Raw genomic sequence first — 21,907 nt, 5'->3', positions numbered from 1 at the left:
GGCGCACATGCGTCATCGAACCCGGCCCGCCAGGCGCCGGGCTGACACTTTCACTTGCGCAAAGGGACGACCAGCAATGACCAGCACACCTCGCGGCATCCTCCTTCCGGCCCTCGTGCTCGCGCTCGCCGCCAGCACGGCCAGCCACGCGGCCACGCCGACGCAGACCACGCGCCTGCCCACGGCGGGCGCGGAGAGCGAGCAGAAGATCGGCCGCTTCATCATCACCTACCGCGACGGCAGCACCGCCACCGCGTCCAGCGCGACCGGCATTGCCGCGCGCGCCACCACGGCGCTGTCGCGCGCCGGCCTGAGCGCGCCCGGCCGCATCGCCACCGCCAGCCATCTGCGTCGGCTCGCCACCGGTGCCGAACTGGTCAAGACCTCGCGCAAGCTCGATCGCGTCGAGGCCGAGGCCTTCATGCGCCAGCTCGCCGCCGACCCGGCCGTGCTGCGCGTGCAGCCCGACCTGCTGCGCCGCCCGGTGCGCGACATCCGCGCCCCGGCCGCGGCCGCGCCGGCCACCTTCACCCCCAGCGACACCTACTACGCCAAGTACCAGTGGCATCTGAAGGCGCCCGACGGCACCGCCACCCAGGGCGGCAACGCCAACAACGGCGGCGCCAACGTCAACAACGCCTGGGACCTGGCCGACGGCAACGGCATCGTCATCGCCGTGCTCGATACCGGCATCACCCGCCACGTCGACCTGAACACCGAGCTGGCCGGCGACGGCTACGACTTCATCACCGACAAGCTGATCTCCGGCCGCGACGCCGACGGTCGCGCGCCCGGCGGCTGGGACACCGGCGACTGGACCACCGAGGAGCCGTGGCTGAGCGCGTGCACCAACGCCGACAACCCGCCCGAGGACAGCACCTGGCACGGCACCCACGTGGCCGGCACCGCCGGCGCCGAGCTGACCAACAACGCCGCCGGCATGGCCGGCGTGGCCTACAACGCGAAGATCCTGCCGGTGCGCGTGCTGGGCCACTGCGGCGGCTACGACAGCGACATCGCCGACGCGATCATCTGGGCCGCTGGCGGCAGCGTGGACGGCGTGCCGGCCAACACCCATCCGGCCCAGGTCATCAACCTCAGCCTGGGCGGCAGTGGCGTGTGCACGGCCAGCGACGTCACCGGTCAGGCCGTGGCCCAGGCCAACGCGCTGGGCGCCACCGTGGTGGTCTCGGCCGGCAACAGCAACGCCGACGCGGCGGGCTATTCGCCGGCCAGCTGCCCGGGCGTGATCACCGTGGCCTCCACTGGCATCACCAGCCGCCGCGCCTACTACTCCAACTACGGCACCAGCGTGGAGATCGCCGCGCCCGGCGGCGGCGTGTATCCCAACGACGGCACCTCCGGCACGCCGACCAACGACGGCTTCGTCTGGCAGGCGCTGAACTCGGGCACCACCACGCCGGTGGACAACGACAGCGACTACGGCGGCTACGCCGGCACCTCGCAGGCCGCCCCGCACGTCAGCGGCGTGGTGGCGCTGGTGCAGGGCGCGCGTTTGGACGCCGGCCTGCCGCTGCTCACGCCCACCGAAGTGGTCGACCTGCTGCAGCGCACCGCCCATGCGCCGGCGGTGGCCCCGGTCGCCAACCGGCCCATCGGCGCGGGCATCGTCGATGCCGCCGCCGCGGTGAAGGAAGCCATCGCCACGCCGTGCGATCCGCAGACCGAGACCTGTGGTCCGCAGGCCACGCCGCTGACCAACAAGGTCGGCGTCACCGTCTCGGGCACCACCGGCAGCGAGACGCTGTACAGCTTCGAGGCCGTGGCCGGCAAGACGCTGTCGTTCATCACCTTGGGGGGAACCGGCAACCTGTCGCTGTACGCCAGCTTCGACAAGGCGCCGACCAGCAGCGACTTCGACGCCAAGTCCACCCGCGCCGGCAACAACGAGACCGTGCGCTTCACCGCGCCCAAGTCCGGCACGTACTACCTCAAGGTGGTGGGCACCGGCGCCTATGCGGGCGCCACGCTGTCGGCGCGGCAGTAAGGCCCGGCACCGCGCCGGGGCCCGGCCCCGGCGCGGCGTCGCCTGCGCAGGCGCGGTGCGCCGTGCCCCTGCCGCCGCGTCGCGGGCCGCTGTTAGAGTTGCGCCCCTATGCTGCGCAAGGGTCGTACGTGAACGCTGTCCCCGTCTCCGCTCTGGAACCCCGCCTGTCCCCCTCGGCCGACGAACGCGTGGTCGCGGCCCTGCTGTCCAAGGGCAAGCTGAAGGAGGCCGACCTGGGCCGCGCGCGGCGCCTGCAGGAGGAGACCGGCGGCCACGTGCTCGCCCTGCTGCTGCGCCTGGGCCTGGTGTCCGAGCGCGACCACGCCGAGACCAGCGCCGAGGTGCTGGGCCTGACGCTGCTGTCGGCCAAGCAGCTGCCGGACGTCCCGCCCGAACTGCCCGAGGACGTGGCGCTGTCGCTGCGCTTCCTCAAGCAGTTCCACGTCTGCCCGCTGGGCGAGGCCGACGGCGCGCTGTCGCTGTGGGTCGCCGACCCGTGCGACCCCTATGCCGTGGATGCGGTGCAGATGGCCATCGGCGGGCCGGTGCGTGCGGTGGTCGGGCTGCGTTCGGAGATCGACGACACCATCGAGCGCTGGCACGGCCAGGGCCGCAGCGCGATGGGCGCCATCGTCGAGACCGCCGACGGCGAGGCCAGCGGCGAGCTGGACGATGTCGAACACCTGCGCGATCTGGCCTCCGAGGCGCCGGTGATCCGCCTGGTCAATCTGGTGATCCAGCGCGCGGTCGAACTGCGCGCCTCGGACATCCACATCGAGCCGTTCGAGAACCGCCTGAAGGTGCGCTACCGCGTCGATGGCGTGCTGGAGGAGGGCGAGAGCCCGCCGGCCAACCTCACCGCCGCGGTGATCAGTCGCATCAAGATCATGGCCCGGCTCAACATCGCCGAGCGGCGCTTGCCGCAGGACGGTCGCATCCAGCTGCGCGTGCAGGGCAAGGAGCTGGACCTGCGCGTGTCCACCGTGCCGACCGCGCACGGCGAGAGCGTGGTGATGCGCCTGCTGGACCGCGAGACGGTGGTGTTCGATTTCCAGCGGCTGGGCTTCACCGAGGACTTCCTGCCGCAGTTCCTGCGCGTGCTGCAGCAGCCGCACGGCATCCTGCTGGTGACCGGCCCGACCGGTTCGGGCAAGACCACCACGCTGTACACCGCGCTGAGCCAGCTCAACACCGAAGACGTCAAGATCATCACGGTCGAGGACCCGGTCGAGTACCAGATCGAAGGCATCAACCAGATCCAGGCCAAGCCGCAGATCGGCCTGGACTTCGCCAGCGCGCTGCGCAGCATCGTGCGCCAGGACCCGGACATCATCATGATCGGCGAAATGCGCGACCTGGAAACCGCGCGCATCGCCATCCAGTCCGCGCTCACCGGTCACCTGGTGCTGTCCACGCTGCATACCAACAACGCCGCCGGCGGCATCACCCGCATGCTCGACATGGGCGTGGAGGACTACCTGCTGACCTCCACGGTCAACGGCATCCTGGCCCAGCGGCTGGTGCGTCGGCTGGAGCCGCAGCATGCCGAAGCGTATCCGGCCACGCCCGAGGAGATCGCCCGCTTCAACCTGCGCCGCTACCAACCCGATGGCGAGATCTTGCTGTACCGCCCGCGCGCTTCGGCCATCGCCCCGACCGGCTACCTGGGCCGCACCACCATCACCGAGTTCCTGGTGATGGACGACGGCCTGCGCGCGGCGGTGATGCGCCACGCCGGCATGGGCGAACTGGAGACCCTGGCCCGCAACGCCGGCATGCGCAGCATGTACGAGGACGGCATCGCCAAGGCCCTGGCCGGCATGACCACCATCGAGGAAGTCCTGCGGGTGACCGAGGATGCGTGAGGCCGCGCGGGTGCTTACAGATCGTGGCGGCATCGACGGAGCAACGCCGCCGCGCGCCATCTTCAGACTCGTCATTCCCGCGAACGCGGGAATCCATGGACACGCAACGCGCCAGTCCACACTAGAAATCGTCATTCCCGCGAAAGCGGGAATCCATGGACGTGCAGCGCATCAGCCCCAAGCCCTCATTCCCGCACTCGCGGGAATCCCTGGACGTTCAAGGAAGAACGATGACCCGCGACCCCTGCGTCTATCTCCTGGCCAGCGACCGCAATGGCACGCTCTACGTGGGCGTGACCAGCAACCTCGTAGGCCGGACCTGGCAACACCGCACGCACGCCGCACCGGGCTTCACCGACCGCTACGCCATTACGCGCCTGGTCTGGTACGAACAGCACGACACGATGGAGTCTGCGATCCTGCGCGAGAAACGCATCAAGAAGTGGCGGCGCGCATGGAAGGTCCAATTGGTCGATGCCTTCAATCCGTCCTGGAGGGATTTGTGGCCGGACATCGTCGGCGCGGTGCCAAAGGCGGACGTCCATGGATTCCCGCGTTCGCGGGAATGACGGCTGACGATTGCGTCTTTCCGAGCTTTGCCTGATGCCCCTGTACCGCTACAAAGCGCTCAACGCGCGCGGCGAGGTGCTGGAGGCGCAGATGGAGGCGGCCAGCGAGGCCGAGGTGGTGGCGCGGCTGCAGGAGCAGGGCCATCTGCCGATGGAGGCGCGGCTGGCGTCCGAGGGCGGCGGGCTGGGCTCGTTCAAGCTGCTGCTGCAGCCCAATGCCTTCGGTGGGCAGCGGCTGGTGCTGTTCACCCAGCAGCTGGCGACGTTGTTGAGCGCCGGGCAGCCGCTGGACCGGGCGCTGACGATCCTGCTGGAGCTGCCGGACGAGGACAAGGCGCGCCACATCGTGGCCGACATCCGCGAGGCGGTGCGCGGCGGCGCGCCGCTGTCCACCGCGCTGGAGCGCCAGCACGGCACGTTCTCGCGTCTGTACATCAACATGGTGCGCGCCGGCGAGGCCGGCGGCACGCTGCACGACACGTTGCAGCGCCTGGCCGATTACCTGGAGCGCAGTCGCGCGCTCAAGGGCCGGGTGATCAACGCGCTGATCTATCCGGCCATCCTGATGGTGGTGGTCGGGCTGGCGATGCTGTTCCTGCTGGGCTATGTGGTGCCGCAGTTCTCGCAGATGTACGAGAGCCTGGACGTCACCCTGCCGTGGTTCACGTGCATCGTGCTGGCGGTGGGGCAGTTCGTCGCAGGCTGGTGGCTGGCCTTCATCGTGCTGCCGGCGCTGGCGCTGCTGTGGATCGACCGCAAGCGGCGCGACACCGCCTTCCGCGATCGCTTCGATGGCTGGATCCTGCAGCGCAAGCTGATCGGCCCGCTGATCGCGCGGCTGGAAACCGCGCGCCTGGCGCGCACGCTGGGCACGCTGCTGCGCAACGGCGTGCCGCTGCTGGGCGCGCTGGGCATCGCGCGCAACGTGCTGGGCAACCGCGCGCTGGCCGCCGACGTGGAAGGCGCCGCCGATGCGGTCAAGAACGGCCGCGCGCTGTCCACCGCGCTGGGCGCGGGCAAGCGCTTCCCGCGCCTGGCGCTGCAGATGATGCAGGTGGGCGAGGAATCCGGCGCGCTGGACGCGATGCTGCTCAAGACCGCCGATACCTTCGAGGCACAGACGGCGCAGGCGCTGGACCGCATGCTGGCCGCGCTGGTGCCGGCGGTGACCCTGGTGCTGGCCGCGGTGGTGGGCGCGGTCATCATCGCCGTGCTGGTGCCGCTGTACGATCTGGCCGGTGCGATCAACTGACCCGCACACTGCTTTCCTCGACTTCGCAATACGGAATGGAAGACCTCTCATGCGCAACGCACGCTCCCTGACGCCTCCGCCCGCCCGCAGCGCCCAGGCCGGCTTCACCCTGATGGAAATCATCGTGGTGGTGATCCTGATCGGCGGCATCGTCGCCTTCGCCGCCAGCCGCATCCTGGGCAACGCCGACCGGGCCAAGGTCAACCTGGCCAGGGCGCAGGTGCAGACCGTGGCCGAGAAGGTGCAGCAGTTCGAGATGGACACCGGCCACCTGCCGGGCTCGCTGTCGGATCTGGTGAGCGCGCCGGCCGGCACCGCCGGCTGGCTGGGGCCGTACGCCAAGGAGAGCGAGCTGAAGGATCCCTGGAACCACCCCTACCAGTATTCGGTGCCGGGCCAGCAGGGTCCGTTCGACCTGGTCAGCCTGGGCAAGGATGGCCAGCCCGGCGGCGACAGCGTCAACGCCGATATCGCCTACTCGCCCTGAGCGGTCCATGCGCGGCCGCGCCCGCCCCGGCAAGGGCCGCGTCCGGCGCCGGCCGGCGGGCTTCACGCTGATCGAAGTGCTGGTGGTGATCGCGCTGATCGCCCTGATCGGCACGCTGACCGCCGTGGCCATGAGCGGCGGCCTGCAGGGCCTGCGCCTGCGCGGGGCGACGCGCGAGGTGGCCGCGCAGCTGCGCTTCACCCGCGCTCAGGCCATCGCCACTGGCCAGCCGCAGCGCTTCACCGTCGATCCGGCCGCGCATCGCTACAGCGCGCCGGGCAAGCGCGAAGGCCGCCTGCCCGAACAGTTGGGCGTGCGCTTCTACGGCGCGCGCCAGGCCGCCGCGCAGCCGGGGCAGGGCGCGATCGTGTTCTATCCCGACGGCGCCTCCACCGGCGGCCAGCTCGAACTGGTCGCAGGCCAGGCCACCCGCCGGCTCAGCGTGGCCTGGCTGACCGGCGAGGTGCGCGTGGATGGACAGGTAGGAGGCGCGCCATGAGGCGCCAGCGCGGCTTCACGCTGATCGAGGTGGTGGTCGCCTTCGGGCTGCTGGCGCTGGCCTTGACCCTGCTGCTGGGCGCACTGACCGGCGCCTCGCGGCAGATCCAGCGCGCCAACCTGGCCGGGCGCGCGGCGCTGCATGCGCAGAGCCTGCTGGCCCAGGTCGGCGCGGGCGCGCCGCTGCAGCCGGGCGAACAGGACGGCGCGCTGGACGATGGCCGCTATCACTGGCGCCTGGAGGTCGCGCCCTGGACCGATCCGGGCCGGCCCGCCGACGGCCTGATCGACCCGGCCGCCACGCGCCTGCTCGAAGTGCGCCTGACCGTGCGCTGGGGCGAGGGCGAGGGCGAGGCGCTGCAATGGCGTAGCCTGCGCCTGGCCGCGGCGCAAGGCACGCCGGGCACATGAGGCGCAGGCTCCGCGCCCCGGTCGCGCCGCGCCGCGCCGCCGGCTTCACGCTGCTGGAGATCCTGCTGGCCACGCTGCTGCTGGCCGCCGGCCTGGCGGTGGGCTTCGCCACGCTGCGCGCGGCCACCGGGCTGGTCCATCGCGGCGAGGCTACCGCGGCGCGCAACGAGCGCATCCGCGCGGTGCAGGGCTTCCTGCGCAGCCACCTGGCCTCGGCCCAGGCCATCGCCTTCGCGCGCGATCCCGAGCGCGGCCTGGCCTACCGCTTCGCCGGCACCGGCACGCGCATGCGTTTCGTCGCCGACCTGCCCGACTATCTGGGGCGCGGCGGACCTTACCTGCACGACGTGTCCGCCACCGAGGACGGCAGCCGCCTGCAGGTCGACCTGAAGATGGTCCAGGCCGGCCAGACCATCGACGAGCCGGGCACGCCGCGCCCGCCGGAGCTGCTGGCCGACCGGCTCAAGTCGGTGCGCTTCCGCTATCGCGGCCTGCTGCCGGACAACGGCGGGCTGGGCCCGTGGCAAGACGGCTGGACCCAGGTCGAGGCGCTGCCGGTGCAGGTGTCCATCGAGATCGTGCCGGCCGACGGACCGCGCTGGCCGGACATGGTCATCACCCTGGCCCAGGGCAGCGGCAGCACCCACGAGGTCACGCCGTGAGCCGCGTCCGTCCGCCGCGTTCGCCCGCCGCCCAACGCGGCGTGGCCCTGCTGCTGGTGGTGTGGCTGATCGCACTGCTGACCGCGCTGATCGGCGCCTTCGCCCTCGCCGCGCGGGTGGAGGCGCTGCAGGGGCGCGTCACGGCGGAAGGCAGCGTGGCCCGCGAAGTCGCCCGCGCCGGACTGGAGTACGCCATGCAGCGCGTGGACGACCAGGACCCGCGCAGCCGCTGGATTCCGGACGGGCGACCCTACCGCTGGCGCTACGCCGGCAGCCAGGTGCTGGTGCGCATCACCGACGAGAGCGGCAAGGTCGATCTCAACCAGGTCGACGCCCAGACCCTGGCCAGCGTGCTCGTCGCCACCGGCGTCGAGCAGGCCCGTGCACAGCAGTTGGCCGGCGCGGTGGTGGACTGGCGCGACGCCGATTCGCTGCGCCAGCCGGTCGGCGGCGCCGAGGACGGCGACTACGCCGAGGCCGGCCTGCCCTACGGCGCCAAGGACGCGCCGTTCGAGACCGTGGCCGAGGTCGAGCAGGTGCTGGGCTGGACGCCCGAGGTCTATGCGCGGATCAAGCCCTACCTGACCCTCTACGGCCGCGCCCAGCCCGACCCGACCTATGCCCAGGGCCCGGTGTTGACCGCACTGGGGCTGGACCCGGGCCTGATCCAGCAGCAGCGCGAGGCGGCGCAGCAGGTGGGTGCGCCGCAGGTCGGGCGCGGCACCGGCACGTATAGTATCGAGAGCCGTGCACAGCTCCCCGATGGCCGCCAGGCGGTCCTGCGGGCGGTGCTGCGCACGGGCGGTGGCCCCACGCCCGGGGCCGTGTACACCACGCTGCGCTGGGAGGAAGGTTGGGAACCCCGATGACGACACCACGCGCAGCCGCCCCGGTGCTGCCGGCCCTGGGTCGCTCCGTCGGCGCCGCCAGCGGCTTCCTCACCTGGTGGCGCGATGCGCTGGCCAGCTGGCTGCCGCCGCGCTGGCGTCGCCTGTTCGGCCTGGCCGCCGAGCGCCTGCTGCTGGTCCCGCGCGATGGCCAGGCGCAGCTGCTGCGCGCCGGCCTGGACGGGTCGGAGGCGCTGGCCGAGCTGCCCCTGCCGCTGTCCTCGGCCGAACTGGATGCCGTGCTCCATCCGCGCGTGGCCGGGCTGCCGCGCTGGGGCCTGCTGCCGGCCGTGCGCGTGCTGCGCCGGCCGCTGCTGCTGCCGGCCGCGGCGGCCGAGCGGCTGCGCGAGGTGGTGGGTTTCGAGATCGACCGGCAGACCCCGTTCACCGCCGAATCGGTGTACTACGACGCGCGCATCGTCGCCCGCCGCGGCGACGGCCAGATCGAGGCCGAGCTGGTGGTCGTGCGCCGCCAGGCCGTGGACCGCGCGCTGGAGGAACTGGGCTCGGTCGCCACCGGCCTGGCCGGCCTGGACGTGGCCGACGAGGCCGGCCAGCCGCTGGGCGTGAACCTGCTGCCGCCGGCGCTGCGCGTGCGCCGGGCCAGCCCGGCGCGGCGCTGGAACCTGATCGCCGCGCTGGCCGCGGTGGTGTTCGTCGTCCTGGCCGGCTGGCAGGTGCTGGCCAACCGCCAGGCCGCCGCCGACGACTTCACCGCCCAGGTCGAGCGCAGCGCCGCGCAGGCGCGCCGCGTGGCCGCCCAGCGCCAGCAGCTCGTGGATCTGGTCGAAGGCGCCGGCTTCCTGCAGCGCCAGCGCGCCGCGCGGCCGACCACCATCGAGATCCTCGACGAGCTCACCCGCCGCCTGCCCGACAACACCTACCTGGAGAAGGTCTCCATCGAGGGCGACCGGCTGCTGCTGATCGGCCTGAGTTCGGAGGCCCCGGGCCTGGTCAAGCAGCTGGAAGGCTCGGCGCTGTGGACCTCGCCGGCGCTGACCGGCGCCCTGCAGCAGGACCGCCGCACGCGGCTGGACCGCTTCAGCATGACCGCCCAGCTGGCCGGCGCCACGCCGCCCGCCTCGGCCGCCAGGAGGCCCAATGCGCGCCAGGAGTGAACGCCAGGACCGCTGGCTGGCCCTGGGACTGCTGCTGGCCGCGCTGGCGCTGGCCTATCTGGTGCTGGTGCATCCGTGGTGGACCGTGCCGATGCGCGCGCTCGATGCGCGCATCGACGCGGCGCGCGAGCGCGAGCTGCGCGTGCGCACCCAACTGGCCCAGCGCCCGCTGGTCGCCCGTCAGCTCGCCGCCGCGCAGGCCGCGCTGGGCAACCGCCCCGGCTTCCTGGCCGAACCCACCGCCGAGCTGGCCACCGCCGCGCTGACCCAGCGCCTGGAGACGGTCGTGGCCCAGGCCAGCCCGGGCAACCGCAGCTGCGCGATCACCAACCGCTCGCCGGTCCCGCAGCAGGGCACCGAGCGCTTCACCCGGGTCACCGTGCAGGTCACCCTGCGCTGCGGCGTGGACCAGACCGCCGCGGTGCTGCACGCGCTGGAATCGGGCAGCCCGCGCCTGTTCGTGGACAACCTCAACATCCTGGCGCAGACCTTCAACCTGCGCGCGCCCGGCGCGGAGGATCAGAACGCCGGGCTCAATGTCAGCTTCGACCTGTACGGCTACCTCAAGCCGGCCGCGCAAGCCGCGGCGCCCGTGGCGGGAGGTGTGCGTGCGCAGTGACACCTTGGGTGCGCGCACCTGGCTGCTGCTGGTGATCGCCGGCTGGGCGCTGCTGGCCTGGGTGCTGGCGCTGGCCGGCATGGGCCGGGCGATCGCGCCCCTGGCCGACGATCCGGCACTGGTGCAGCGCCTGCCCGCGCTGCCGCCGCAGGCGCCCGAGCGCCTGGGGCCGGCCGACCAGTACGCGGCCATCGGCCAGCGCCCGGTGTTCGCGCCGGACCGGCAGCCGCATCCCTTCTTCCTCGAGGGGCAGGGCGAGGCCGCCGCCAAGACCAGCTTCGACTACGTGCTGACCAGCGTGCTGATCACCCCGACGGTGCGGCTGGCGATCCTGCAGAAGCCCGGCGACGGCGGCCCGGCCTCGGCGGTGCGGGTCCGGGTGGGCGAGGCGCCGGCCGAGGCGCCGGCCTGGCACCTGACCGAGCTGGCGCCGCGGCAGGCAGTGTTCGACGGCCCCGAAGGCCAGCGCACGCTGGCCCTGCGCGTGTTCGACGGCCAGGGCGGGCAGCCGCCGACGGCGCTGTCCTCCGGCGGCCGGCCGCCGCCGGCCGGCATGCAGGCTGGGCAGGCGCCGCGCAGCTCGCCGGTGCCACCGCCGCCGACAGCGCCCACGCAGGCGCAGAACCAGGCCCGCAACGCTGCACAGGCCGGCGCCAGCGCCAATGCCGCGGCCGGCAGCCCGGCCCAGCAGGCGCCGGCCGAGGCGCCGGTCACCCCCGAACAGCAGATGCAGGCCATCCGCGAACGCATCGAAGCCCGCCGCCGCCAGCTGCGCGAGCAGGGCGCCGGCGCGCCGACCGGCAACTAGCGCCTTGCCCCTGTCCATCGCATCGAACGATCCATAGAGTGCAGACATGACGTCACGCTTCGTCCTCCCGCTCAGTCTCCTGCTCGGCCTGCTGGCCGGCTGCGCCACCGCGCCGGTGCCGAACGTGCAGCGCCAGGGCAACCTGGCCAACCCGGGCGCGACCGCCGGCGCGGCGCAGACCTCGCCCATGACCTCGCCCGAGGAGCCGCAGACCGGACCGCAGGCGCAGATCCGGCGCGGCACCGGCCAGGTGATCAACCGCAGCGCCGCCGCCGCGCCGCCGCCGGCCTTGCGCGGGGCCACCGGCGGCGGGGCGATGTTCAACTTCGAGGGCGAGTCGCTGCAGGCGGTGGTCAAGGCGATCCTGGGCGACATGCTGGGCCAGAACTACGTCATCGCGCCCGGCGTGCAGGGCACGGTGACCCTGGCCACGCCGCGCGCGGTGTCGCCGGCGCAGGCGCTGTCGCTGCTGGAACAGGTGCTGGGCTGGAACAACGCGCGCATGGTCTACAGCGACGGCCGCTACAACATCGTCCCGGCCGACCAGGCGCTGGCCGGCACCGTGGCGCCGCGCTCGGGCGATGCGGGCAACGCGCGCGGCTACGAGGTGCGCGTGGTGCCGCTGCGCTTCATCGCGGCCAACGAGATGAAGAAGATCCTGGAGCCGTATGCGCGGCCCAACGCGGTCATCGCCACCGACCCCACCCGCAACCTGATCACCCTGAGCGGCTCGCGCACCGAGCTGGAGAACTACCTGCGCACGGTGCAGATCTTCGACGTGGACTGGCTCTCGGGCATGTCGGTGGGCGTGTTCCCGCTGGAGACCGGCCAGGCGAGCAAGGTCGTGGCCGATCTGGAGAAGGTGTTCGGCGAGAACAGCAAGACGCCCAGCGCCGGCATGTTCCGCTTCATGCCGCTGGAGGGCGCCAATGCGGTGATGGTGATCACCCCGCAGGCGGCCTACCTGGATCAGATCCGCGACTGGCTCGAACGCATCGACAACGCCGGCGACACCCCGCGCCTGTTCTCCTACGAGCTCAAGTACATCAAGGCGCGCGACCTGGCCCAGCGCCTGTCCGAGGTCTTCGGCGGCGGCAGCGGGCGCGGCGGCGGTTCCACCAGCTCGCTGGCGCCGGGCGCGATCGGCACCTCGCTAACCTCCAGCGGCATGGACGGCAGCGGCAGCACGCTGCAGTTCGGCGGCAACCAGGACGGCAGCCGCAGCGACGATGGATCGAGCGGTTTCGGCAGCGGCTCGGGGCTGGGCGGTAGCAGCGGACGCAGCGGCTCGGGCTCGGGCGATGTGTCGCTCAATGCGCGCCAGGAAGGCAACGGCAACGTCATCCTGGAAGTGGAGGGCAGCAAGGTCGGCGTGGCCGCGGTGGAGGAGACCAACTCGCTGCTGGTGCGCGCCAACGGCAACGCCTGGCGTTCGATCAAGGACGTGATCGAGAAGCTGGACGTGATGCCCATGCAGGTGCATATCGAGGCGCAGGTGGCCGAGGTGGCGCTGACAGGCCAGCTGAAGTACGGCGTGAACTGGTATTTCGAGCAGCAGGGACTGCAGCCGGATCCCACTAGCCTGACCGGCAACGTCTGGGGCCGCAGCATCACATCCGGCGCCGGATTGACCTGGACTTTCCTCGGCAACAATGCCGCCGCTGTGCTGAGCGCCCTGGACACCGTCACCGACCTGCGCCTGCTGCAGACTCCTTCCGTGTTCGTGCGCAACAACGCCCAGGCCGAGCTGAAGGTCGGCGAGCAGATTCCGGTCAATTCCTATTCGGTCAACACCGGTCTGAACTCGCAGACCTATAGCCAGGTGCAGTATCTGGATACCGGCGTGATCCTCAAGGTCCGCCCGCGCGTGACCAAGGACGGCACGGTGTTCATGGAGATCGCGCAGGAGGTCAGCTCGCCCGGCGCCTCGCCTGCCAACTGCGATGCCAGCGTCAGCGCCTGCAACGTGCCGATCAACACCCGCTTCGTGAAGACCGAGGCGGCCGTGCAGAGCGGTCAGACCATCATGTTGGCCGGCCTGATTACCGATTCTGTCAAGGCCGGCTCTTCCGGTGTGCCGTATCTGAGTCGTATCCCGGTGTTGGGTTCGCTGTTTGGGCAGAAGACCCAGGACACCAACCGCAGCGAAGTCATCGTCCTGATCACCCCGACCATCGTGCGCAACCCGGCCGAAGCGCGGAACCTCACCGACGAATACAGCCAGAAGTTCCGCGCCATGGAACCGCTGCACCCGCCGAAGGGCAAGTGAGCCCGCACGACGCCGCACCCCTGCCGATCGTGCTGCTGCCGGTCGGCGTGGACGACCAGGCGCTGGACGCCTGCCTGGGCGCGCTGGAGGACGGCACGCCGGCGGGCACGCAGGTCTGGCTGGCCGACAACGCCCAGGCCGGCCCGCGCGGGCTGGCGCTGATCGAGCGCTGGCTGGCGCGCACGCGCCTGAAGGCCGACTACACCCGCCGCCCGTACCCGCTCGGCGAGGTCGCGCATCTGGACGAAATGCTGCGCGCCTGCGCCGGGCTGGACGTGGTGGTGCTCTCGCCCGACGCCCAGCCGCTGCCGGGCTGGCTGAACCAGCTCGCCGCCTGCCTGGCCGGCGACGCCTCCATCGCCACCGCCACGCCGTGGTGCAACGCCGGCGAGGCCGCCGCCTGGCCGCGCGTGGGCGAGATCGCCCCGCCGCCGGTCGACCCGCAGCGCACCGCGCGCGCCTGCGCCGCGCTACCGGCGACCTATCCCGAACTGCCGGCGGCGGTCAGCCATGCGGTGGCCCTGCGCGGCCGCGCGCGTGCGCGCGCCGGCGGGCTGGACCTGGACAGCTATCGCAGCTGGTATGCCGCCCTGATCGACCTGTCGCTGCGCCTGTCCGGGCTGGGCTGGCGCAACGTGCTGTGCGAGACGGCCTTCGTCGCGCGCGGCGGCGAGGGCGGCCCGGACGAGGGCGACATGGACGCGCTGGCCGGGCGCTGGCCCGACTGGAATCCGCGCGTGGCCCGCTTCCTGATGGACGATCCGCTGCGCGCCCTGCGCGAGCGCCTGGAGGCCTGCTACGCGCAGGCGGGATCCACGGAACAACGTGAACTCTTCGGCTGACGCCGGCGGCATCGCCGCCATCGTGGTGACCCACCGCAGCGCCTCGACCATCGAGGCCTGCCTGACGCGGCTGCGCGCGGCGCGCGATGTCGTGCAGATCCGCGTGGCCGACAACGCCTCCGACGACGGTACGCTTGAGATCGTCCAGCGCCACGCCGCGCGCGATCCGCGCGTGCACTTCATCGGCAACCCCGACAACCCCGGCTTCTCGGTCGGCTGCAATCAGGGCGCGCGCGATTCGGACGCGCCCTGGCTGGCCTTCGTCAATCCCGATCTGATGGTCGAGGCCGACACGCTGGTGCGCCTGCGCGCCCATGCGCAGGCGCTGGGCAACGCGCTGCTCGGCGCCGACCTGGTCGGCGAAGACGGCGTGCGCGACGCCGCCGCGCGGCGGCGCGATCCGGATTTCGCGCAGATGCTGCGCAGTCCCGCACGCGGCGCGCAGCTGGGCGTGCCGATGGACGCCGCGCAGGCGGTGCAGCCGGTGCAGGCCATTTCCGGCGCGCTGATGCTGATGCCGCGCACGCTGTTCGATGCGCTGGGCGGCCTGGACGAAGGCTATCGCCTGCATGCCGAGGACCTGGACCTGTGCCGGCGCGCGCGCGAGGCCGGCGCCACGGTGGCGGTGGCCAACGATGTGCAGGTGCTGCACGTGCGCGGCGTGTCCAGCCGCTCGCGGCCGCTGTTCGTCGAGTGGCACAAGCATCGCGGGCTGTGGCGCTATTTCCGCCGCTTCGAGGCCCCGCGGCGCTCGTGGCCGGTGCGGGTGGCGGTGTGGGCCATGATCGCCGGGCACGCGCTGCTCCGCCTGGCGCTGGCGGCTCGCCCGCGCTCCTAGCGCGCGCCGCCTGATGGGCCCCGCCGGCGCGTGCGTGCCGGCTTCGCGAGCCCGCTTGCGCGGGTCATCGAAATGGCGGGATGCGCCCTGCAAACGGCGAGAGCTCGGCCGCGCGCCTGACTAATGTCGGCGCTTGGCTCCCCACGGCCAGGCTGGCGTCGACTCGGCGCGCCTGGCGCCGGCGGAGCTCGCCGACGATCTCACTGGGGACATGATGAAGACCAAACTGCTCTGCGCCGTCGTGGCGGCGTGTGGATGCGGGCTGCCGGCGACGGCGCTCAAGGCGCAAACCTCCGATCGGGACTGGTATGCCGGCGCCAAGCTGGCCTACGTGCACAACGACGCCATTCGCACCGATCGCGCCGGTGTGGCGGGCGAGGCGCTGGTCGGCACCACCGCGGGTGCGCACTGGAACCTGGAGGCCAGCGTGCAGCTGGCCGACCTGGACGCGAAGGACGACATGGCGGTGGTGGCCGCCGACGCGCTGTACTTCTTCGATCGCGACGCGAAGATCGCGCCTTATGTGACGGCGGGCTTGGGCTATGCCTATGAGGGTGGGCTGCCGCGCGAGGCCAGCCGAGGCGGGGTGATGATGCGCGCGGGGTTGGGCATCGAGACGGCGCTCGGCCAGCGGTTCCGGTTGCGCATCGAAGCGCGCTACCAGCGCCATGAAAGCTCCGGCTCGCGTGCGAGTCTGACCGACCCGATGCTGTCGGTCGGCGTGGTGATGCCGTTTCGCTGATCCCGGCGTGCGTGGCCCAGGGCGCTAGCGGCCCTGGGCGCGCGGGCCACGCAGCAGCCTGCGCGGCCGCGCGCAGGCCTGGTGCAGCTGGCCGAGGAGGCGGCCGCGTTCCTGCGCATCGAGCTGCCAGCGCCAGAAGGCAGCCGCGGCGATCGCGATCAGCGCCAGTACCGCGACGGCGCGAAGCAGCGGCTTGCCCGCAGGTAGCAGCAAAGGAGTCATCGCCAGGGCCAAGGTGGCCAGGGCCAGGACGGCGCAGCGCCGCAGACAGGGGCCGGTGATGCCGGCCATGCGCCGGCTCATCCAACCGAGCAACGCCGCATCGAGCACCATGCGCAGGCTCCACGCCAGGGCCGCGCCGACGATGCCCCATTGCCGCGTCAGCGCGATCAGCGCCACGACGTAGAGCGGCAGTTCGATCATGTGCAGCCGGGCCGTGACATCGGCGCGGCCGTGGGCCTGGATGGCGTTGAAGGCGACCTTGGAGAAGCCGTTCACCAGCAGGCCGAGTGCCAGCACCTGCATCACCACGCTGCTGCGCAGTGCGAAGTCGGGCCCCAGCCACAGGCCGAGGAAGGGTTCGGCCAGCGCCACAATCAGCACGACCGGCACGAAGAGCCCGGCGGCGATCATCCGCGCACCGAGCGAGAACAGGCGGTCCGGCTCGGCCTGGCTGGCGGCGAACCGGTTGGCCATCAGCGGAAACAGCACGCCGAACAGGCCCTCCGAGACCACGTTGAGCTTGAACACCACCTCGTAGGGCGAGGTGTAGTAGGCCACGGCCGAGGTCCCGAGCAGGGCGCCGATGAAGAAGCGGTCCATGTAAACCATCAGCGGCGAGATCACGTTGGACACGGTCATCCAGCCGCCGAAGCGCAGCAGCTCCCGCCAGGAAGCATCGCCATCGTGCGCGCGCGCCAGGCGGCCCACTTCGCGCGCGGTGGCGATCGCATAGGCCAGCAGGGCGATGTAGCGCCCCAGCACCAGGGTGGCCACGACCCAGTCCAGACGATCGGTGAAGGGCAGCACGCACAGCGGACCGCCGAAGGTCCACAGCCCGACCGGGGTGCGGATCGCATTGGTCACCCCGAAGCGATGATGCGCTTCCAGCACGCCGCGCAGGCCGGTGGACAGCACGACCGCGGGCACCGATGCGGCCAGCAGCAGAAAGGCGTTGCGCGTCTCGCCGCGCAAGGCCTCCGGCACCCGCAGCAGATCGGTCATCCAGGGCGAGGCGACCGCCAGCAGCACGCCGCCGAGCACGCCGAGCAGGCTCATCAGCGACAGTCCGGAGGTGACCACCTGCGCGACCTGGTCGGCGCGGCCACGGCCGAGTCGCTCGGCCACCAGCCGCGTCATCGCCCGGCCCAGGCCCAGATCGAACAGGCTGAAATATCCCACCACCATCCAGGCGATGGTGAGCAGGCCGAAGCGGTCCACGCCGATGTGGTGCACCAGCATCGGCACGGCGACGGCGGCCAGCACCAGCGGGATCACCTGGCCGCCGATGTTGTAGGACAGGTGGCGCGCGAAGCGATGCCCCGGCGCCTGGTCCGGCGTCGTCGAGGCGGTCATGACGCCGCCGCGGGCGCGCACGGCAGCACCGCATCGCCGATCGCCCGGCGGTAGCCTTCCACCGTGAAACGCTGCTGGTAGCCGCGGCGCGCGGCGAGCGCCATGTCCTGGTAGGCCTGGGCATCCAGCGCGAGCGCGCGTTCGACCGCCGTCGCCAGCGCCTGCGCGTTGCCGGGCGCGAACAGAAAACCGTTGACGCCGTCGGCGACGATTTCCTGCAGGCCACCACCGGCCGAGGCGATGACCGGCCTGCCGATCGAGAACGCCTCGATGGCGACGCGTCCGAAGGGCTCGGGCAGCAGCGAGGGAATCAGGACGAAGTCGGCCCATTCGAAATGCGGGCCAGGCTGGCGCACGAAGCCGATCCGTTCGACCGGGAAGCGGCAGTCGGCGGCCGTCTGATCCAGCGCGGTGAGCAAGGGCTCGTAGCCGGGGAAGACGTCGCCGACGATGCGCAGCTCGATCTGCGGCGCCGACGCCAGTCGCGCCAGCGCCTCCAGGGCGAACTGCTGGCCCTTCCAGGTGTTGATGCGGCCGATGATGGCGATCCGCCAGCGCCGATGCGCACCCGGCACGGTAGGGGGCGCGTCGGAGATCGGCGCCACGCCGTTGTGGATGACCCGCCCGGGCAGTCCGAACGCCAGCGCGGTGGCATAGGAGTTGTAGATCACCTGCGCGCGGGAGAGGCGCAGCAGCGTGCGGAACAGCACCAGCGCGGCCGCGCCAGGGATCTCGCGCACATGGACATAGCCGCCGGCGCAGACGCGCAGCGCCAGGATCGCGGACACGCAGACGGTGGTGTTGACGTAGCAGAGATCGTGTTCGGCCGCTAACGCCCGGTAGCGCCGCCATGCCGCCACGATGCCCGACAGGCTCTTCAACGGATGCCGCTTGAGCTCGATCTTGCGCAGGATGCCGCGCGGTTCGAAGCGGCATGCATCGGCCCAGGGCTCAAGCAGCGACTGCAGCGGGCCCGGCTCGGGGAGCACGACCTCGATGCGCGCCTGCGGATGACGCTCGCGCAGCGCCTGGACCGCGGCGGCGAAGCTGCGGTCCGAGCCATACAGTTCGCTGCCCTGATGGATCGCCAGGATGCGAGGCGCAGGGCTCATCGATAGACCTCGGCAAGGATGGAACGCGCACCGCGGCGCCGCCCCGGTCCGCTGACCAGGCGCAGGACCGTCCAGGCGATATAGAGGTGCACGCCCAGCCGTTCCAGCCGGTTGCGGTCGAACACGTGCCGCCACGAGCGCATGAGCCAGATCTTGCGCTGCACGTATTGCTCGGGGTCGCGCCTGTCGCGCAGCGCGGAGTCGTGGTCGAGCGTCCCACGGTGCACGTAGGCGCGGCCGCCGCGCAGGTTCAGCTCGCGGCACAGGCGGGTATCGATGCCGTAGAAGCGCAAGCGCTCGTCGAACGGGGCCGGCCCCAGCGACCACAGGAACCGTTGCGAGATGCACAGCCCGCTCATCATCGCGGTGAAACAGCGCGGCAGCACCGTGCCCGGTGTGACCCCGGGCAGGGCCGCGCCCTTGATCCAGCGCAGCCGGCACGGGCTGATCACGCGACCCTGATGGGCGATCCGCGGCACGTACATGTCGGCCGGGACGGCGCGCATGGCGGCGCACAGCGCGTCCAGGAAGTCCGGTTCGAAGCGCGAGTCCTGGTCGAACACCAGCACATACGGCGAAGCGGCGTGCAGGAGCATCGCGTTGTAGGCCACCGAGAGCGGCGCGTTGTGACCGTTCCAGGAATAGCGCCAGTCGGGCGCCAGGATGACGGCCTGGGCATCGGCTTCGGGCGAGTTGTCCCAGAGCTGCACACGCAGCTGGAGCTGCGTGCAGGCGGTCGTCGAGCGCAACAGGCTCTGCACCGTCTCCGATTCGGCGATCTTGCGCCGGTAGAGCACCACGAACACGTCAATGCTGATCATGAGGGCCTCCCTGGCGCAGGCGCAGCACACGCGCCGGGACGCCGGCGGCGATGGCGAAGGCGGGGATGTCTCGGGTCACCACACTGCCGGCGGCGATGACGCAGCCCGGTCCGATCGTGACGCCGGCCAGCACGGTCACCTTGGCCCCGATCCAGCAGCCTTCGCCGATCTGGATGGGCGCGCGGGTCGTGCCTTGCACACGGATCGGAACGGACAGGTCGGCGTGGTTGTGGTTCTCCGAATGCGCACTGAAGTACTGCCCGATGATGGTGTCCTCGCCGATGGAGACCCCACCGGACCCGCCGATGCTCGAGTACTCGCCGATCCCGCATCGACGGCCGATCCGGATGTGGGTGCCAGGGCGCGCGATATCGGTGCCCGTGACCAGCCTGGAGTAGGCGCCGATGCTCGATCGTTCGCCGAGGACAAGCCCGTCGCTGCCCAGTCCGCTGAGGATGACGCCATCGCCGATGGCCGCATGGCGGCCGATGACGATCCTGCGCACGAAGCGCAGGCGCACCGAGCGCCCGACGAAGCACGGAGAGATCCGCCGGTGCGTCGCCGCCAGCAGCAGGCCACGGCAGGCATGCATCCCTTGCTCAAGACCATGCCGGAACAGGTCGCGTCCGTCGATGCCGGGGGCGATCCGCTTGCCCGGTCGTACGCGCGCCAATGCCTGCTCCAGCAGGCGGCGCATCAGCGCGGAGAGCACGTTGCCGGTCGCGGCCAGCGGCCCGCGCGATGGCGGTTGTGTCCGCGCACTCATGCGGCGACGTCGAAACGGCGCGCGTCGTGTCCGAGCTCGGCGAGGCACGCGGCGGTGACCAGGCCGGGGGAGCCCGCGCCTATGACCGTGATGTTCATGAAGGAGGCCAACTGCGACGGATGGGTGGGGCGCTGCGCCGGTGCAGGCGTCGGTATGGCGCGCAGCGGCGAGAGGAACATTGTGGCCGCCGACCCGCGCACCGAGTCCGCCGATGGCGGCAGGGGACCGGATGATTGCCGGGCGTAACCTGATGTACCGGCGGCACCATGGCACGTTGCTGCTCGTTGACGAGATCGCACTGCGGTGAGTGCTTGCGATCCAAGGCCTGTCGCTGCGCGCGACTTCAGATATTGGAGAGCGGCTCGCTGCACATTCGGTGCGCGATGGCGTCAGCAGACCTGCGGATTGCCAGCGCTAGCGCGTCTGCGTTCGCTCCGGATCGATGCCTCCGCCCGCGGGCTTGCTGGCGATCAGCAGAAGCGCGATGAGGACCAGAAAGAGCTGCATGGTTTCCAGCACGCCGGTGGCCAGCACGAACAGGATGTAGCCGGTGACCATCGCGTTGATCGCCGCGTAGCTGGTGCGGTCGCCGATGCGCTGACGCGCGCAGGTGTAGATGCGGCCGAACAGCCACACGAAGCTGGCCAGCCCGACCAGCCCCAGGTCGATCATCCATTGGAAGAGCGCACTCTCGGCGTTGTAGAAGTCCGGATATTTCCCGGAAGCCACGATGTCGCGGGACATCGTGATGCCGTTGCCGAACAGGGGCGACTGGATGAAGAAGCTCCAGGCGACCGCCATCTGGCCCAGGCGCATGGCCAGCGAACTGCCATTGCGGCTGGCCGCCGCGTCGTTGCTGAAGATCGATGCGATGAAGTCGGCGAATCGCTCGACGTATTCCAGTCCGGCCAGGCACACCACGGCCAGCGCCACCGCGCCGACCTGGGCGAAGAACAGCCGGTCCCTGCTGCTGGCAAGCATGAAGAAGACGCAGATGGACAACAGCAGGAAGATCAGCGGAGTACGCGAATTGGTCACCACGATCCCGACGAACAGCACCAGCTGCATCGCCAGGAACAGCGCGACCCGCCCGGTGTTGCGGCGGTCGCGGTTCAGGAAGATCCCGACGATGAAGGCATAGACCTGGAACGCGCCGTAGGTGATGGGATGCGACAGCGTCCCCACCGCGCGCATGCCGCGGACCGAATCGCTGTAGTCCTTGGCCAGCACGCGCCCGGTCGGCGTGGTGTGCTGGAGATAGTCGAAATAGGGATTCACATGCGTGAAGTAGGCGAGCGTGCCATAGAGGGAGACGGCAACGGCCACCAGATAGAAGTACCGCAACGCCCGCTTGGCCGCCGCGGGGCTCTCGCAGAACCGGAACACGAGGTAGCAGGGCAGGGAGATCTCGATGAACTCCATCGCGCCGGTGACCGTATCGGAGGCCCAGCGCGCAGGGTTGATCGCCCAGGCGGCCAGATAGGCCACGGCCATCAGCCCGAACGGCCCGCTGAAGGGGAACGTCGAACGCTTCAGCCTCCAGCCGTTGGCTATCACCCGAAGGGCATAAGCGCCCAGCATCACCAGCACCAGGGCGCGGTTGACGGAAAGATAGGGCAGGGCGGGTACGTCGATCAGGCCCAGCCCCTTGGGTGTGAACAGGCACAGCACCGGGAACAGCAGTACCAGGCTGCGCAGGCGGGACAGCGCCAGCCAGCCGCCGTAGAGGACGATAAGAAAGTTCATCTGACGCTCGAT

22 protein-coding genes are annotated in these 21,907 nt (G+C 71.3%); 16 read left to right on the top strand and 6 right to left on the bottom strand.

The genetic code is table 11. From position 1 onward, the window contains the following. The first annotated feature begins 76 nt into the window (after positions 1-76). The 16 genes from EAT51_RS02600 (at position 77) to EAT51_RS02525 (ending at position 15,875) form a co-directional block, all read left to right on the top strand. Complete coding sequence (locus EAT51_RS02600) at positions 77-2,008, top strand: S8 family peptidase (RefSeq protein WP_130515346.1); 1,932 nt, start codon at positions 77-79, stop codon at positions 2,006-2,008. A 128-nt stretch (positions 2,009-2,136) separates the two neighbouring features. After that, a complete protein-coding gene (gene gspE, locus EAT51_RS02595; RefSeq protein ID WP_130515348.1) occupies positions 2,137-3,873 on the top strand; it encodes a type II secretion system ATPase GspE in 1,737 nt (578 codons plus the stop codon). A gap of 230 nt (positions 3,874-4,103) precedes the next feature. Then, positions 4,104-4,442, top strand: a complete 339-nt coding sequence (locus tag EAT51_RS02590; RefSeq protein WP_130515350.1) for a GIY-YIG nuclease family protein — start codon at positions 4,104-4,106, stop codon at positions 4,440-4,442. 34 nt (positions 4,443-4,476) lie between these two features. Next, positions 4,477-5,694 carry a type II secretion system protein XpsF gene (xpsF, locus tag EAT51_RS02585; RefSeq protein WP_130515352.1) on the top strand — a complete coding sequence of 406 codons (1,218 nt, stop codon included), beginning with the start codon at positions 4,477-4,479 and terminating at the stop codon, positions 5,692-5,694. A gap of 49 nt (positions 5,695-5,743) precedes the next feature. Continuing rightward, positions 5,744-6,181, top strand: coding sequence for a type II secretion system major pseudopilin GspG (gspG, locus tag EAT51_RS02580; RefSeq protein WP_130515354.1), 438 nt, complete (start codon positions 5,744-5,746; stop codon positions 6,179-6,181). 7 nt (positions 6,182-6,188) lie between these two features. Beyond that, the gene (gene xpsH / locus EAT51_RS02575) at positions 6,189-6,680 is read left to right on the top strand and encodes a type II secretion system protein XpsH (protein ID WP_165421886.1); all 492 of its coding nucleotides are present in this window, start codon (positions 6,189-6,191) and stop codon (positions 6,678-6,680) included. Then, entirely contained in the window at positions 6,677-7,090 is a 414-nt protein-coding gene (xpsI, locus tag EAT51_RS02570; RefSeq protein WP_130515358.1) for a type II secretion system protein XpsI, read from the top strand. The genes xpsH and xpsI overlap by 4 nt, the downstream gene beginning before the upstream one ends. Next, complete coding sequence (locus EAT51_RS02565) at positions 7,087-7,752, top strand: general secretion pathway protein GspJ (RefSeq protein ID WP_130515360.1); 666 nt, start codon at positions 7,087-7,089, stop codon at positions 7,750-7,752. Before xpsI ends, EAT51_RS02565 begins: the two co-directional genes overlap by 4 nt. Further along, entirely contained in the window at positions 7,749-8,621 is an 873-nt protein-coding gene (locus EAT51_RS02560; RefSeq protein WP_130515362.1) for a type II secretion system minor pseudopilin, read from the top strand. Before EAT51_RS02565 ends, EAT51_RS02560 begins: the two co-directional genes overlap by 4 nt. Next, entirely contained in the window at positions 8,618-9,757 is a 1,140-nt protein-coding gene (locus tag EAT51_RS02555) for a PilN domain-containing protein (RefSeq protein WP_130561245.1), read from the top strand. The genes EAT51_RS02560 and EAT51_RS02555 overlap by 4 nt, the downstream gene beginning before the upstream one ends. Next, the gene (gene gspM, locus EAT51_RS02550; RefSeq protein ID WP_130515366.1) at positions 9,741-10,376 is read left to right on the top strand and encodes a type II secretion system protein GspM; all 636 of its coding nucleotides are present in this window, start codon (positions 9,741-9,743) and stop codon (positions 10,374-10,376) included. The genes EAT51_RS02555 and gspM overlap by 17 nt, the downstream gene beginning before the upstream one ends. After that, positions 10,366-11,184 (top strand): general secretion pathway protein GspN, encoded by an 819-nt coding sequence (locus EAT51_RS02545; protein WP_130561244.1) that lies wholly within the window; start codon positions 10,366-10,368, stop codon positions 11,182-11,184. The genes gspM and EAT51_RS02545 overlap by 11 nt, the downstream gene beginning before the upstream one ends. Before the next feature lie 46 nt (positions 11,185-11,230). Beyond that, positions 11,231-13,453 (top strand): type II secretion system secretin GspD, encoded by a 2,223-nt coding sequence (gspD, locus tag EAT51_RS02540; RefSeq protein WP_130561243.1) that lies wholly within the window; start codon positions 11,231-11,233, stop codon positions 13,451-13,453. Beyond that, positions 13,450-14,295 carry a glycosyltransferase family 2 protein gene (locus tag EAT51_RS02535; RefSeq protein ID WP_130530673.1) on the top strand — a complete coding sequence of 282 codons (846 nt, stop codon included), beginning with the start codon at positions 13,450-13,452 and terminating at the stop codon, positions 14,293-14,295. Before gspD ends, EAT51_RS02535 begins: the two co-directional genes overlap by 4 nt. Further along, on the top strand, positions 14,279-15,133 hold the full coding sequence (locus tag EAT51_RS02530; protein ID WP_130523145.1) for a glycosyltransferase family 2 protein: 855 nt from the start codon (positions 14,279-14,281) through the stop codon (positions 15,131-15,133). Before EAT51_RS02535 ends, EAT51_RS02530 begins: the two co-directional genes overlap by 17 nt. A 214-nt stretch (positions 15,134-15,347) precedes the next feature. Then, positions 15,348-15,875 (top strand): outer membrane beta-barrel protein, encoded by a 528-nt coding sequence (locus EAT51_RS02525; RefSeq protein ID WP_165422678.1) that lies wholly within the window; start codon positions 15,348-15,350, stop codon positions 15,873-15,875. A gap of 24 nt (positions 15,876-15,899) precedes the next feature. Here the strand turns inward: EAT51_RS02525 and EAT51_RS02520 are convergent, their stop codons facing one another. The 6 genes from EAT51_RS02520 to EAT51_RS02495 all read right to left on the bottom strand — a co-directional run bounded on the left by EAT51_RS02520 (position 15,900) and on the right by EAT51_RS02495 (position 21,895). Further along, positions 15,900-17,450 carry a flippase gene (locus tag EAT51_RS02520; protein ID WP_130561241.1) on the bottom strand — a complete coding sequence of 517 codons (1,551 nt, stop codon included), beginning with the start codon at positions 17,448-17,450 and terminating at the stop codon, positions 15,900-15,902. Continuing rightward, complete coding sequence (locus EAT51_RS02515; protein ID WP_130561240.1) at positions 17,447-18,562, bottom strand: glycosyltransferase; 1,116 nt, start codon at positions 18,560-18,562, stop codon at positions 17,447-17,449. Before EAT51_RS02515 ends, EAT51_RS02520 begins: the two co-directional genes overlap by 4 nt. Continuing rightward, on the bottom strand, positions 18,559-19,383 hold the full coding sequence (locus EAT51_RS02510; protein WP_130561239.1) for a glycosyltransferase family 2 protein: 825 nt from the start codon (positions 19,381-19,383) through the stop codon (positions 18,559-18,561). The genes EAT51_RS02515 and EAT51_RS02510 overlap by 4 nt, the downstream gene beginning before the upstream one ends. Further along, the gene (locus EAT51_RS02505; protein WP_130561238.1) at positions 19,370-20,149 is read right to left on the bottom strand and encodes an acyltransferase; all 780 of its coding nucleotides are present in this window, start codon (positions 20,147-20,149) and stop codon (positions 19,370-19,372) included. The genes EAT51_RS02510 and EAT51_RS02505 overlap by 14 nt, the downstream gene beginning before the upstream one ends. After that, positions 20,146-20,328, bottom strand: a complete 183-nt coding sequence (locus EAT51_RS02500) for a hypothetical protein (RefSeq protein WP_130561237.1) — start codon at positions 20,326-20,328, stop codon at positions 20,146-20,148. The genes EAT51_RS02505 and EAT51_RS02500 overlap by 4 nt, the downstream gene beginning before the upstream one ends. A 235-nt stretch (positions 20,329-20,563) precedes the next feature. Then, on the bottom strand, positions 20,564-21,895 hold the full coding sequence (locus EAT51_RS02495; protein ID WP_130561236.1) for an O-antigen ligase family protein: 1,332 nt from the start codon (positions 21,893-21,895) through the stop codon (positions 20,564-20,566). Between the last annotated feature and the right edge of the window lie 12 nt (positions 21,896-21,907).

This window comes from Pseudoxanthomonas winnipegensis (assembly GCF_004283755.1).
Lineage (GTDB): Bacteria > Pseudomonadota > Gammaproteobacteria > Xanthomonadales > Xanthomonadaceae > Pseudoxanthomonas_A > Pseudoxanthomonas_A winnipegensis.
This window is presented reverse-complemented; position numbering and strand designations above follow the sequence as displayed.

Bases quoted from the DNA above. Each gene is read 5' to 3' on its own strand.
- EAT51_RS02505 (WP_130561238.1), bottom strand. From the start codon at position 20,149: ATGAGTGCGCGGACACAACCGCCATCGCGCGGGCCGCTGGCCGCGACC.
- EAT51_RS02515 (WP_130561240.1), bottom strand. From the start codon at position 18,562: ATGAGCCCTGCGCCTCGCATCCTGGCGATCCATCAGGGCAGCGAACTG.
- xpsH (WP_165421886.1), top strand. From the start codon at position 6,189: ATGCGCGGCCGCGCCCGCCCCGGCAAGGGCCGCGTCCGGCGCCGGCCG.
- EAT51_RS02600 (WP_130515346.1), top strand. From the start codon at position 77: ATGACCAGCACACCTCGCGGCATCCTCCTTCCGGCCCTCGTGCTCGCG.
- EAT51_RS02495 (WP_130561236.1), bottom strand. From the start codon at position 21,895: ATGAACTTTCTTATCGTCCTCTACGGCGGCTGGCTGGCGCTGTCCCGC.
- EAT51_RS02555 (WP_130561245.1), top strand. From the start codon at position 8,618: ATGACGACACCACGCGCAGCCGCCCCGGTGCTGCCGGCCCTGGGTCGC.
- EAT51_RS02520 (WP_130561241.1), bottom strand. From the start codon at position 17,450: ATGACCGCCTCGACGACGCCGGACCAGGCGCCGGGGCATCGCTTCGCG.
- EAT51_RS02590 (WP_130515350.1), top strand. From the start codon at position 4,104: ATGACCCGCGACCCCTGCGTCTATCTCCTGGCCAGCGACCGCAATGGC.
- xpsF (WP_130515352.1), top strand. From the start codon at position 4,477: ATGCCCCTGTACCGCTACAAAGCGCTCAACGCGCGCGGCGAGGTGCTG.
- gspD (WP_130561243.1), top strand. From the start codon at position 11,231: ATGACGTCACGCTTCGTCCTCCCGCTCAGTCTCCTGCTCGGCCTGCTG.
- xpsI (WP_130515358.1), top strand. From the start codon at position 6,677: ATGAGGCGCCAGCGCGGCTTCACGCTGATCGAGGTGGTGGTCGCCTTC.
- gspM (WP_130515366.1), top strand. From the start codon at position 9,741: ATGCGCGCCAGGAGTGAACGCCAGGACCGCTGGCTGGCCCTGGGACTG.
- EAT51_RS02525 (WP_165422678.1), top strand. From the start codon at position 15,348: ATGAAGACCAAACTGCTCTGCGCCGTCGTGGCGGCGTGTGGATGCGGG.
- EAT51_RS02510 (WP_130561239.1), bottom strand. From the start codon at position 19,383: ATGATCAGCATTGACGTGTTCGTGGTGCTCTACCGGCGCAAGATCGCC.
- gspG (WP_130515354.1), top strand. From the start codon at position 5,744: ATGCGCAACGCACGCTCCCTGACGCCTCCGCCCGCCCGCAGCGCCCAG.
- EAT51_RS02565 (WP_130515360.1), top strand. From the start codon at position 7,087: ATGAGGCGCAGGCTCCGCGCCCCGGTCGCGCCGCGCCGCGCCGCCGGC.
- EAT51_RS02500 (WP_130561237.1), bottom strand. From the start codon at position 20,328: ATGTTCCTCTCGCCGCTGCGCGCCATACCGACGCCTGCACCGGCGCAG.